Annotated in this window: 10 protein-coding genes; 9 read left to right on the forward strand and 1 reads right to left on the reverse strand. The window is 55.6% G+C overall.

Translation table 11 applies throughout. The features are described from left to right. Positions 1-15 precede the first annotated feature (15 nt). Positions 16-807, forward strand: a complete 792-nt coding sequence (gene nei / locus LA04_RS04420) for an endonuclease VIII (RefSeq protein ID WP_047650599.1) — start codon at positions 16-18, stop codon at positions 805-807. Between the two features lie 97 nt (positions 808-904). Here the strand turns inward: nei and LA04_RS04425 are convergent, their stop codons facing one another. After that, on the reverse strand, positions 905-2,161 hold the full coding sequence (locus LA04_RS04425; RefSeq protein ID WP_047650600.1) for a citrate synthase: 1,257 nt from the start codon (positions 2,159-2,161) through the stop codon (positions 905-907). A 639-nt stretch (positions 2,162-2,800) separates the two neighbouring features. Between LA04_RS04425 and sdhC the strand changes: the two genes are divergently transcribed. The 8 genes from sdhC (at position 2,801) to sucD (ending at position 12,429) form a co-directional block, all read left to right on the forward strand. After that, positions 2,801-3,205, forward strand: a complete 405-nt coding sequence (gene sdhC / locus LA04_RS04430; RefSeq protein ID WP_020684965.1) for a succinate dehydrogenase cytochrome b556 subunit — start codon at positions 2,801-2,803, stop codon at positions 3,203-3,205. Then, complete coding sequence (gene sdhD, locus LA04_RS04435; RefSeq protein ID WP_008501088.1) at positions 3,199-3,546, forward strand: succinate dehydrogenase membrane anchor subunit; 348 nt, start codon at positions 3,199-3,201, stop codon at positions 3,544-3,546. Before sdhC ends, sdhD begins: the two co-directional genes overlap by 7 nt. Then, entirely contained in the window at positions 3,546-5,312 is a 1,767-nt protein-coding gene (sdhA, locus tag LA04_RS04440; RefSeq protein WP_023310789.1) for a succinate dehydrogenase flavoprotein subunit, read from the forward strand. Before sdhD ends, sdhA begins: the two co-directional genes overlap by 1 nt. A gap of 15 nt (positions 5,313-5,327) precedes the next feature. After that, the gene (gene sdhB, locus LA04_RS04445) at positions 5,328-6,044 is read left to right on the forward strand and encodes a succinate dehydrogenase iron-sulfur subunit SdhB (protein WP_008501090.1); all 717 of its coding nucleotides are present in this window, start codon (positions 5,328-5,330) and stop codon (positions 6,042-6,044) included. Between the two features lie 223 nt (positions 6,045-6,267). Beyond that, the gene (gene sucA, locus LA04_RS04450) at positions 6,268-9,075 is read left to right on the forward strand and encodes a 2-oxoglutarate dehydrogenase E1 component (protein ID WP_047650601.1); all 2,808 of its coding nucleotides are present in this window, start codon (positions 6,268-6,270) and stop codon (positions 9,073-9,075) included. 14 nt (positions 9,076-9,089) lie between these two features. After that, complete coding sequence (gene odhB, locus LA04_RS04455; RefSeq protein WP_008501093.1) at positions 9,090-10,310, forward strand: 2-oxoglutarate dehydrogenase complex dihydrolipoyllysine-residue succinyltransferase; 1,221 nt, start codon at positions 9,090-9,092, stop codon at positions 10,308-10,310. An 83-nt stretch (positions 10,311-10,393) separates the two neighbouring features. Next, the gene (gene sucC / locus LA04_RS04460) at positions 10,394-11,560 is read left to right on the forward strand and encodes an ADP-forming succinate--CoA ligase subunit beta (protein ID WP_023310791.1); all 1,167 of its coding nucleotides are present in this window, start codon (positions 10,394-10,396) and stop codon (positions 11,558-11,560) included. Next, positions 11,560-12,429 carry a succinate--CoA ligase subunit alpha gene (gene sucD / locus LA04_RS04465; protein WP_008501094.1) on the forward strand — a complete coding sequence of 290 codons (870 nt, stop codon included), beginning with the start codon at positions 11,560-11,562 and terminating at the stop codon, positions 12,427-12,429. Before sucC ends, sucD begins: the two co-directional genes overlap by 1 nt. Positions 12,430-12,600: the final 171 nt, after the last annotated feature.

Genomic DNA, 12,600 nt, shown 5'->3' on the forward strand with positions numbered 1-12,600 from the left:
TTAAAGGACACAAAAATGCCAGAAGGCCCAGAGATCCGCCGCGCGGCGGATAGCCTCGAGACGGCGATAAAGGGCAAACCCCTGACGGATGCCTGGTTTGCTTTTCCTCAGCTAAAACCGTTTGAATCACAGCTGGTGGGCCAGACGGTGACTCATATTGAAACGCGCGGCAAGGCCCTGCTTACGCACTTTTCCCATAACCTGACGTTATATAGCCATAATCAGCTTTACGGCGTCTGGCGCGTGGTGGAGGCGGGCGAGCAGCCGCAAACCACCCGCGTGCTCCGCGTCAGGCTGCAAACGGCGGATAAAGCGATCCTGCTCTATAGCGCGTCGGATATCGAAATGTTAACGCCGGAGCAGTTGCTGACGCACCCGTTTCTGCAGCGGGTTGGGCCGGACGTGCTGGACATGCGCCTGACGGCAAGCGACGTGAAGGCCCGGCTGCTATCCCCCAAATTCCGCAACCGGCAGTTTTCCGGCCTGTTCCTCGACCAGGCCTTTCTGGCCGGGCTTGGCAACTACCTGCGGGTAGAGATCCTCTGGGAAGTCGGACTGGCGCCGCAGCATAAAGCGTCTCAGCTGAGCGATGAACAGCTGGAGGCGTTATCCCACGCGCTGCTGGATATTCCGCGGCTGTCGTACAACACGCGCGGCGTGGTGGATGAGAATACCCATCACGGGGCCCTGTTCCGGTTCAAGGTGTTTCATCGGGCGGGGAAAAAGTGTGAGCGATGCGGCGGGATTATTGACAGGATTATGCTCTCTTCAAGACCTTTTTACTGGTGCCCACACTGCCAGAAATAAAAGTAAAACGGCAACGAAAGTTGCCGTTTTTAAGGTTTTCACCCTCTCCCTGTGGGGGAGGGTCGGGGTGAGGGGATCAGGCCGCACCCAACTTCTGTTAGCGCTTAATATCAGACTTAAAATCACGCTGCTCGTAGCCGGTATACAGCTGACGAGGACGGGCGATTTTCATGCCTTCGCTGTGCATTTCGTTCCAGTGCGCAATCCAGCCCACGGTACGCGCCATGGCGAAGATCACGGTGAACATGGAAGACGGAATGCCCATCGCTTTCAGAATAATGCCAGAGTAGAAATCGACGTTCGGGTAGAGTTTCTTCTCGATGAAGTACGGGTCGTTCAGCGCGATGTGTTCCAGCTCCATCGCCACTTCCAGCAGGTCATCTTTGGTGCCCAGCTCTTTCAGCACTTCGTGGCAGGTCTCACGCATGACGGTGGCGCGCGGGTCGTAGTTTTTGTAAACACGGTGACCGAAGCCCATCAGGCGGAAGGAGTCATTCTTGTCTTTCGCGCGACGCACGAACTCAGGAATGTGCTCAACGGTGCTGATCTCTTCCAGCATCTTCAGTGCCGCTTCGTTCGCGCCGCCGTGCGCCGGTCCCCACAGGGAGGCGATGCCCGCAGCGATACAGGCGAACGGGTTCGCGCCTGAAGAGCCCGCGGTACGGACGGTAGAGGTAGAGGCGTTCTGTTCGTGGTCAGCGTGCAGGATCAGAATACGGTCCATCGCGCGTTCCAGCACCGGGTTCACTTCGTACTCTTCGCACGGCGTGGAGAACATCATGCGCAGGAAGTTACCCGCGTAGGAGAGGTCGTTGCGCGGATACACAAACGGCTGACCGATGGAATATTTGTAGCACATCGCCGCCATGGTAGGCATTTTGGACAGCAGGCGGAACGCCGCGATATCGCGGTGACGCGGGTTATTTACGTCAAGGGAGTCGTGGTAGAACGCCGCCAGCGCACCGGTAATCCCGCACATCACCGCCATTGGGTGAGAGTCACGGCGGAACTGGATCATGGTGTGACGGGTCACGGTGGTTTTGAATTCATCGTACTGTGCCTGCGTTGGTTTTTCGCCGTTCAGCAGGATGTAGCACACTTCCAGATAGTTGGATTCGGTGGCTAACTGATCGATGGGGAAGCCGCGATGGAGCAGGATACCTTCGTCACCGTCAATGTAGGTGATTTTGGATTCGCAAGATGCGGTAGAGGTAAATCCAGGGTCAAAGGTGAATACACCTTTAGAGCCCAGCGTACGGATATCAATAACATCCTGACCGAGCGTGCCTTTTAGCACATCCAGTTCAATAGCAGTGTCACCATTTAGGGTGAGCGTTGCCTTTGTATCAGCCATTTACGGTCTCCTTAGCGCCTTATGCTTAAGACTGCGCTTTACCGGATTTGCTTTCAGCTGTTAATCACCGTTACCAGATTGTTATTTGGCTTTCCGCTCAGCTCACGAGGACAAACCAGGGTACAGAGCTATGGCGCCTTGCAGGTAAACGAATGAAATATCAGTGAAACAACAGCAAATCAGCGTTTTTGCAGTCCGAATTATTCAAACCTGTATATCACTAATAACTGTCCTGATAACTTCGGTCAATACCATCACACTGTTACATAACTATTTGTCAGGTGAAAGAGAGACCTCATAACTTTTGCGCATTATATGCCTTTTCTGATGACGTTTGTAACAATATTGTTTAACATTTGTCAAATCAGATGATTAAAAATTAAAAAGATGTTGTTATCGTGACCCTGATCACTGTTCCAGAGAAAACCCGACAAACTGTATGTAGGTTAATTGTAATGATTTTGTGAACGGCCTATACTGCCGCCAGGTCTCCGGAACACCCTGCAATCCCGAGCCACCCAGCGTTGTAACGTGTCGTTTAAGCATCTGGAAGCAATGTTTTGCATGACGCGCAGTTATAGAAAAGGAACGCTGCTTGACCCGCATCGCAGTCCGGAGGAAGGAAACAATAAGAACAGCATGTGGGCGTTATTCATGATAAGAAATGTGAAAAAACAAAGACCTGTCAATCTGGATCTCAAAACGATCCGGTTCCCTGTAACAGCAATAGCGTCCATTCTGCACCGTGTTTCAGGTGTGATTACGTTTGTGGCGGTCGGTATTTTACTGTGGTTACTGGGCACCAGCCTCTCTTCCCCTGAAGGATTCCTCCAGGCCTCTGCCATCATGAACAGCTTCTTCGTGAAATTCATCATGTGGGGCATTCTGACCGCACTGGCGTACCACGTCGTCGTCGGTGTTCGCCATATGCTGATGGACTTTGGCTACCTGGAAGAGACTTTCGAAGCCGGGAAACGCTCCGCTAACATTTCATTTGTGATTACTGTCGTGCTTTCACTTCTCGCAGGAGTTCTCGTATGGTAAGCAACGCCTCCGCATTAGGACGCAACGGCGTACATGACTTCATCCTGGTTCGTGCTACCGCCATCGTTCTCACTCTTTACATCATCTATATGATCGGTTTCTTCGCGACCAGCGGCACGCTGACGTGGGAAATCTGGAGTGGGTTCTTCGGATCCGCCTTCACCAAAGTGTTCACCCTGCTGGCTCTGTTCTCCATCCTTATTCATGCCTGGATTGGCATGTGGCAGGTGTTGACCGATTACGTTAAACCGCTGGCGATTCGCCTCCCACTGCAGCTGGCCATTGTTGTTGCACTGGTGGTTTACGTTATTTATGGATTCGTTGTGGTGTGGGGTGTGTAATGAAACTGCCAGTCAGAGAATTTGATGCTGTTGTAATTGGTGCCGGTGGCGCAGGTATGCGTGCCGCACTGCAAATTTCCCAGAGCGGCCAGACCTGTGCGCTGCTCTCTAAAGTTTTCCCGACCCGTTCCCACACTGTGTCTGCGCAGGGCGGTATCACCGTTGCGCTGGGTAACTCCCATGAAGATAACTGGGAATGGCACATGTACGACACGGTAAAAGGTTCCGACTACATCGGCGACCAGGATGCCATCGAATATATGTGTAAAACCGGCCCGGAAGCGATTCTGGAACTGGACCATATGGGTCTGCCGTTCTCCCGTCTGGAAAATGGCACTATCTATCAGCGTCCGTTTGGCGGCCAGTCGAAAAACTTCGGCGGCGAGCAGGCGGCGCGCACCGCGGCGGCGGCTGACCGTACCGGTCACGCACTGCTGCACACCCTGTATCAGCAGAACCTGAAAAACCATACCACCATCTTCTCCGAGTGGTACGCGCTGGATCTGGTGAAAAATGCCGATGGCGCAATCGTCGGCTGTACCGCGCTGTGCATCGAAACCGGTGAAGTGGTTTACTTCAAAGCCCGCGCTACCGTGCTGGCTACCGGCGGCGCAGGCCGTATCTATCAGTCCACCACCAACGCCCACATCAACACCGGTGACGGCGTCGGTATGGCTATCCGCGCGGGCGTGCCGGTTCAGGATATGGAGATGTGGCAGTTCCACCCAACCGGTATCGCCGGTGCGGGCGTTCTGGTGACGGAAGGCTGCCGCGGTGAAGGTGGCTATCTGCTGAACAAACACGGCGAACGCTTCATGGAGCGTTATGCCCCGAATGCGAAAGACCTGGCGGGTCGTGACGTGGTGGCGCGTTCCATCATGATCGAAATCCGTGAAGGCCGCGGCTGTGACGGCCCATGGGGTCCACACGCCAAGCTGAAGCTCGACCATCTGGGTAAAGAGGTTCTGGAGTCCCGTCTGCCGGGCATCCTGGAACTGTCCCGCACCTTCGCACACGTCGACCCGGTGAAAGAGCCGATTCCGGTTATCCCAACCTGCCACTACATGATGGGCGGTATTCCGACCAAAGTGACCGGTCAGGCGCTGACAGTGAACGAGCAGGGCGAAGACGTGGTGATTCCTGGCCTGTTCGCGGTGGGTGAAATTGCCTGCGTATCCGTACACGGTGCAAACCGCCTGGGCGGCAACTCCCTGCTGGACCTGGTGGTGTTTGGTCGTGCAGTCGGTCTGCATCTGCAGGAATCCATTGCCGAGCAGGGCGCGCTGCGTGACGCGACCGACGACGAAATTGATGCCTCTCTTGAGCGCCTCAACCGCTGGAACGGTAACCGTAACGGCGAAGATCCGGTGGAAATCCGTAAAGCGCTGCAGGAATGTATGCAGCACAACTTCTCGGTATTCCGCGAAGGCGACGCGATGGCCAAAGGTCTTGAGCAGCTGAAAGCGATCCGCGAGCGTCTGAAAAATGCCCGTCTGGACGACACCTCCAGCGAATTCAACACCCAGCGCGTTGAGTGCCTGGAGCTGGATAACCTGATGGAAACCGCGTTCGCGACGGCGATGTCGGCAAACTTCCGTACCGAAAGCCGTGGCGCGCATAGCCGCTTCGACTTCCCGGATCGTGATGACGAAAACTGGCTGTGCCATTCCCTGTATCTGCCAGAGTCGGAATCCATGACGCGTCGTAGCGTCAACATGGAACCGAAACTGCGTCCGGCGTTCCCGCCGAAGATTCGTACTTACTAATGCGGAGACAGGATAATGAAACTCGAATTCTCAGTTTATCGTTATAACCCGGATGTTGATGACGCTCCGCGTATGCAGGACTACACCCTGGAAGCGGAAGAAGGTCGCGACATGATGCTGCTGGATGCGTTAATCCAGCTGAAAGAAAAAGATCCTACGCTGTCGTTCCGCCGCTCCTGCCGTGAAGGAGTTTGCGGCTCTGACGGTGTGAACATGAACGGCAAAAATGGCCTGGCCTGCATCACGCCAATTTCAGCACTGCAGCGTCCTGGTCAGAAAATTGTTATCCGTCCTCTGCCAGGCCTGCCGGTCGTGCGTGATTTGGTGGTAGACATGGGGCAATTCTATGCACAATATGAGAAGATTAAGCCTTACTTATTGAATAATGGGCAAAATCCACCCGCTCGCGAGCACTTACAGTCTCCTGAGCAGCGTGAAAAACTCGATGGGTTGTACGAGTGTATTCTCTGCGCATGCTGTTCAACGTCCTGCCCGTCGTTCTGGTGGAACCCGGACAAGTTTATCGGCCCGGCCGGTCTGCTGGCTGCCTATCGCTTCCTGATCGATAGCCGCGACACCGAAACCGACAGCCGTCTGGAAGGGCTGAGTGACGCTTTCAGCGTATTCCGCTGCCATAGCATCATGAACTGCGTCAGTGTGTGTCCGAAGGGGCTGAACCCGACGCGCGCCATCGGCCATATTAAGTCGATGCTGCTGCAGCGCAGTGCGTAAGTAGTGAGAGGGGAGCGCTGTTCCCCTCACCCTAACCCTCTCCCAAAGGGAGAGGGAACAGATTGCAGAAACCTTTAAAAACTGCCCTGAAGTTTAGACAGTTTCTAAAGGTTCCTTCGCGGGCCAAATGAAAAGAGCTCGCAGGTGAACCCCGGCACGTACACGTGGTGTGCGTGGTAGTTTCTACGGCGAAAGTAAGCATAAAAATGCTTAAGGGATCACGATGCAGAACGGCGCAATGAAAGCCTGGCTGGACTCTTCTTTCCTTTCTGGTGCGAACCAGAGCTGGATTGAACAGCTCTATGAAGACTTCTTAACCGATCCTGACTCAGTGGACGCTAACTGGCGTTCCATGTTCCAGCAGTTGCCTGGCACAGGGGTCAAACCGGATCAATTCCATTCCAAAACACGTGATTATTTCCGTCGTCTGGCGAAGGATGCCTCACGTTACTCTTCTGCGATTTCCGACCCTGACACCAATGCGAAGCAGGTAAAAGTCCTGCAGCTCATCAACGCTTATCGCTTCCGCGGTCACCAGCATGCGAATCTCGATCCGCTGGGACTGTGGCAGCAAGACCGTGTGGCCGATCTCGATCCGGCGTATCACGATCTGACCGAGGCCGATTTCCAGGAAAGCTTTAACGTAGGTTCCTTTGCCATCGGCAAAGACACGATGAAGCTGGGCGATCTGATTGACGCGCTCAAGCAAACCTACTGCGGCTCCATCGGCGCGGAATACATGCACATTACCTCTACCGAAGAGAAACGCTGGATCCAGCAGCGTATCGAATCCGTAGCGGGCCACGCGACCTTCTCGGCTGACGAGAAAAAACGCTTCCTGAACGAACTGACCGCAGCGGAAGGGCTTGAGCGCTATCTGGGCGCGAAATTCCCGGGCGCAAAACGCTTCTCGCTGGAAGGCGGCGACGCGCTGGTGCCGATGCTGAAAGAGCTGATTCGTCACGCAGGCAAGAGCGGCACCCGTGAAGTGGTACTGGGCATGGCGCACCGTGGTCGTCTGAACGTGCTGGTCAACGTGCTGGGTAAAAAACCGCAGGACCTGTTCGACGAGTTCGCGGGCAAACATAAAGAACACCTCGGCACTGGCGACGTGAAGTACCACATGGGCTTCTCGTCGGATATCGAAACCGAAGGCGGTCTGGTTCACCTGGCGCTGGCGTTTAACCCGTCACACCTGGAAATCGTTAGCCCGGTGGTTATCGGTTCCGTGCGTGCGCGTCTGGATCGTCTGGACGAGCCGAGCAGCAACAAAGTTCTGCCAATTACCATCCACGGCGATGCGGCGGTAACAGGGCAGGGCGTGGTTCAGGAAACCCTGAACATGTCGAAAGCGCGTGGTTATGAAGTGGGCGGTACCGTTCGCATCGTGATCAACAACCAGGTGGGCTTCACCACCTCTAACCCATTGGACGCGCGTTCTACCCCATACTGCACCGACATCGGTAAGATGGTGCAGGCGCCAATCTTCCACGTTAACGCGGATGACCCGGAAGCCGTTGCTTTCGTTACCCGTCTGGCGCTGGACTTCCGTAATACCTTTAAACGCGATGTGTTCATTGACCTCTTCTGCTACCGCCGTCACGGCCACAACGAAGCGGACGAGCCAAGTGCAACCCAGCCGTTGATGTATCAGAAAATCAAAAAACACCCGACCCCGCGCAAAATCTATGCTGACAAGCTGGAGAGCGACAAAGTGACGACGCTGGAAGATGCGACCGAAATGGTCAACCTCTACCGCGACGCGCTGGATGCGGGTGAATGCGTGGTGAAAGAGCTGCGCCCGATGAACATGCACTCCTTTACCTGGTCGCCGTACCTCAACCACGAGTGGGATGAGAGCTACCCGAACAAGGTTGAGATGAAGCGCCTGCAGGAGCTGGCTAAACGCATCAGCACCGTACCGGACGCTATCGAGATGCAGTCTCGCGTGGCGAAAATCTACGCTGACCGTCAGTCCATGGCGGCAGGCGAGAAGCTGTTCGACTGGGGCGGCGCGGAAACGCTGGCTTACGCAACGCTGGTTGACGAAGGCATTCCTGTTCGTCTGTCCGGTGAAGATGCGGGCCGCGGGACCTTCTTCCACCGTCACGCGGTGGTTCACAACCAGTCCAACGGTTCAACCTACACCCCGCTGCAGCACGTGCACAACGGTCAGGGCCAGTTCAAGGTCTGGGACTCCGTGCTGTCTGAAGAAGCGGTTCTGGCCTTCGAATACGGTTACGCCACCGCTGAACCACGTACCCTGACCATCTGGGAAGCGCAGTTCGGTGACTTCGCCAACGGTGCGCAGGTGGTTATCGACCAGTTCATCTCTTCCGGCGAGCAGAAGTGGGGCCGCATGTGTGGCCTGGTGATGCTGCTGCCGCACGGTTATGAAGGTCAGGGTCCGGAGCACTCCTCCGCGCGTCTGGAACGTTATCTGCAGCTCTGCGCCGAGCAGAATATGCAGGTCTGCGTGCCGTCCACCCCGGCTCAGGTCTACCACATGCTGCGTCGTCAGGCGCTGCGCGGTATGCGCCGTCCGCTGGTGGTGATGTCGCCGAAATCCCTGCTGCGTCATCCGCTGGCGGTGTCCAGCCTGGAAGAACTGGCGAACGGTACTTTCCAGCCGGCCATCGGTGAAATTGACGAGCTGGATCCGCAGGGCGTGAAGCGCGTGGTGATGTGTTCTGGTAAGGTTTATTACGACCTGCTGGAACAGCGCCGCAAGAACGATCAGAAAGATGTCGCCATCGTGCGTATCGAACAGCTTTATCCGTTCCCGCATCAGGCGATGCAGGAAGTGCTGAAACAATATGCTCACGTACATGATTTTGTCTGGTGCCAGGAAGAGCCGCTCAACCAGGGCGCATGGTACTGCAGCCAGCATCATTTCCGTGAAGTGATTCCATTTGGGTCAGCCCTGCGTTATGCAGGTCGCCCGGCCTCCGCCTCTCCGGCGGTAGGGTATATGTCCGTTCACCAGAAGCAGCAACAAGATCTGGTCAATGACGCGCTGAACGTCGATTAATTAAAGGATACAAAATGAGTAGCGTAGATATTCTTGTTCCCGACCTGCCTGAATCCGTAGCAGATGCGACCGTCGCTACCTGGCACAAAAAACCAGGCGATGCCGTTAAGCGCGATGAAGTGCTGGTAGAAATCGAAACTGACAAAGTGGTACTGGAAGTACCGGCTTCGGCGGATGGCGTTCTGGACGCGGTGCTGGAAGATGAAGGTACCACCGTCACCTCTCGTCAGATCCTGGGTCGCCTGCGTGAAGGCAACAGCGCGGGCAAAGAGTCCAGCGCGAAATCTGAAGAGAAAGCCTCTACGCCGGCTCAGCGCCAGCAGGCTTCTTTGGAAGAACAGTCTAACGACGCTCTCAGCCCGGCGATCCGTCGCCTGCTGGCTGAACACAGCCTCGACCCGGCTGCCATCAAAGGCACCGGTGTGGGCGGTCGTCTGACCCGCGAAGACATAGACAAACACCTGGCGAAAGCGCCTGCTCAGGCGGAAGCGAAAGCTCCTGCGGCAGCACCAGCAGCACAGCCTGCTCTGGGTGCCCGCAGCGAAAAACGCGTGCCGATGACCCGCCTGCGTAAGCGCGTGGCCGAGCGTCTGCTGGAAGCGAAAAACTCCACCGCGATGCTGACCACCTTCAACGAAGTGAACATGAAGCCAATCATGGACCTGCGCAAGCAGTACGGTGACGCGTTTGAAAAACGTCACGGTATCCGTCTGGGCTTTATGTCCTTCTATGTGAAGGCGGTAGTTGAAGCGCTGAAACGCTACCCGGAAGTGAACGCGTCTATCGATGGCGATGACGTGGTTTACCACAACTATTTCGACGTCAGCATGGCGGTTTCTACTCCACGCGGCCTGGTCACCCCGGTTCTGCGTGATGTGGATACCCTGGGTATGGCTGACATCGAGAAAAACATTAAAGAGCTGGCTGTTAAAGGCCGCGACGGCAAGCTGACCGTAGACGACCTGACCGGCGGTAACTTCACCATTACCAACGGCGGCGTATTCGGCTCGCTGATGTCTACCCCGATCATTAACCCGCCGCAGAGCGCGATCCTGGGTATGCATGCCATTAAAGATCGCCCTATGGCGGTAGACGGTAAAGTTGAGATCCTGCCAATGATGTACCTGGCGCTCTCTTACGATCACCGCCTGATCGACGGCCGCGAGTCCGTGGGCTTCCTGGTCGCGATTAAAGAGCTGCTGGAAGATCCAACCCGTCTGCTGCTGGACGTCTAGTTTTGCAGTCTTGCCCGGCGGCGTATGGCTGCCGGGCCAATAAAAGCACGACCTAACGATTACCTGAAGGATGGATAGAACACATGAACTTACATGAATATCAGGCCAAACAGCTGTTTGCCCGGTATGGCTTACCGGCTCCGGTGGGTTATGCCTGTACTACCCCGCGTGAAGCAGAAGAAGCCGCATCTAAAATCGGTTCCGGCCCTTGGGTAGTTAAGTGTCAGGTTCACGCTGGTGGCCGTGGTAAAGCGGGCGGTGTGAAGGTTGTTAAGAGCAAAGAAGAGATTCGTGCGTTTGCTGAACATTGGCTCGGCAAGCGTCTGGTAACCTACCAGACAGATGCGAACGGCCAGCCGGTTAACCAGATCCTGGTTGAAGCGGCGACCGACATCGCAAAAGAACTGTACCTGGGCGCGGTTGTTGACCGTAGTTCCCGTCGCGTGGTGTTCATGGCGTCTACCGAAGGCGGCGTGGAAATCGAAAAAGTGGCGGAAGAAACCCCTCACCTGATCCACAAAGTGGCTATCGATCCGCTGGCAGGCCCAATGCCTTACCAGGGTCGCGAGCTGGCGTTCAAACTGGGCCTGGAAGGCAAGCTGGTTCAGCAGTTCACCAAGATCTTCATGGGCCTGGCGAACATTTTCCTGGAGCGCGACCTGGCGCTGATCGAGATCAACCCGCTGGTGATCACCACCCAGGGCGATCTGATCTGCCTCGACGGCAAGCTGGGCGCTGACGGCAACGCGCTGTTCCGCCAGTCCGATCTGCGCGAAATGCGCGACCAGTCTCAGGAAGATCCACGTGAAGCACAGGCTGCACAGTGGGAGCTGAACTACGTGGCGCTCGACGGCAACATCGGCTGCATGGTTAACGGTGCGGGCCTGGCAATGGGCACCATGGACATCGTTAAGCTGCACGGCGGTGAGCCAGCAAACTTCCTCGACGTAGGCGGTGGCGCAACCAAAGAGCGCGTAACCGAAGCGTTCAAAATCATCCTCTCTGACGATAACGTGAAGGCGGTTCTGGTTAACATCTTCGGCGGCATCGTGCGTTGCGACCTGATTGCCGACGGCATCATCGGTGCGGTAGAAGAAGTGGGTGTTAACGTACCGGTGGTTGTGCGTCTGGAAGGTAACAACGCTGAACTCGGCGCGAAAAAACTGGCTGACAGCGGCCTGAATATTATTGCAGCGAAAAGTCTGACGGATGCAGCTCAGCAGGTTGTTGCCGCAGTGGAGGGGAAATAATGTCAGTTTTAATTAATAAAGATACCAAGGTTATCTGCCAGGGCTTCACCGGTAGCCAGGGGACTTTCCACTCCGAACAGGCGATTGCTTACGGCACGCAGATGGTTGGCGGCGTAACGCCGGGTAAAGGCGGCACCACGCATCTGGGTCTGCCGGTGTTCAACACCGTGCGTGAAGCCGTCGAAGCGACGGGCGCAACCGCGACCGTGATCTACGTTCCGGCACCGTTCTGCAAAGACTCCATTCTGGAAGCGATCGACGCAGGCATCAAACTGATCATCACCATCACCGAAGGCATCCCGACACTGGATATGCTGACCGTGAAGGTGAAGCTGGATGAAGCTGGCGTGCGTATGATCGGCCCGAACTGCCCAGGCGTTATCACTCCGGGCGAATGCAAAATCGGCATCATGCCGGGCCACATTCACAAGCCAGGTAAAGTGGGCATCGTGTCCCGTTCCGGTACCCTGACCTATGAAGCGGTTAAGCAGACCACCGACTACGGTTTCGGCCAGTCCACCTGTGTGGGCATCGGCGGTGACCCAATCCCAGGCTCTAACTTCATCGACATCCTGAAGCTGTTCCAGGAAGATCCACAGACCGAAGCGATCGTGATGATCGGTGAGATCGGTGGTAGCGCGGAAGAAGAAGCCGCTGCTTACATCAAAGAGCACGTGACCAAGCCAGTTGTCGGCTACATCGCGGGTGTGACCGCGCCGAAAGGCAAGCGTATGGGTCACGCAGGCGCGATCATCGCCGGTGGTAAAGGTACGGCTGATGAGAAATTCGCAGCGCTGGAAGCCGCAGGCGTGAAAACCGTTCGCAGCCTGGCGGATATCGGCGAAGCACTGAAATCCATCATTAAGTAAGTCCTCTCTGCTCCCCGAAAGGGGGGCGTTGAAGTATAAAAATGTCCGTTTCGACATGGTTGGCCGCTGTAAAGCGGCCTTTTTTATTGTCTGCCGGGCGACATGCAATAGTCACTAAATGGTGTTAATTAGAGAGGGGGATAAAAGTAAAATAATTGTTATTTATTTACC

Source organism: Enterobacter sp. UCD-UG_FMILLET (assembly GCF_000762975.1).
Taxonomy (GTDB): domain Bacteria; phylum Pseudomonadota; class Gammaproteobacteria; order Enterobacterales; family Enterobacteriaceae; genus Enterobacter; species Enterobacter dykesii.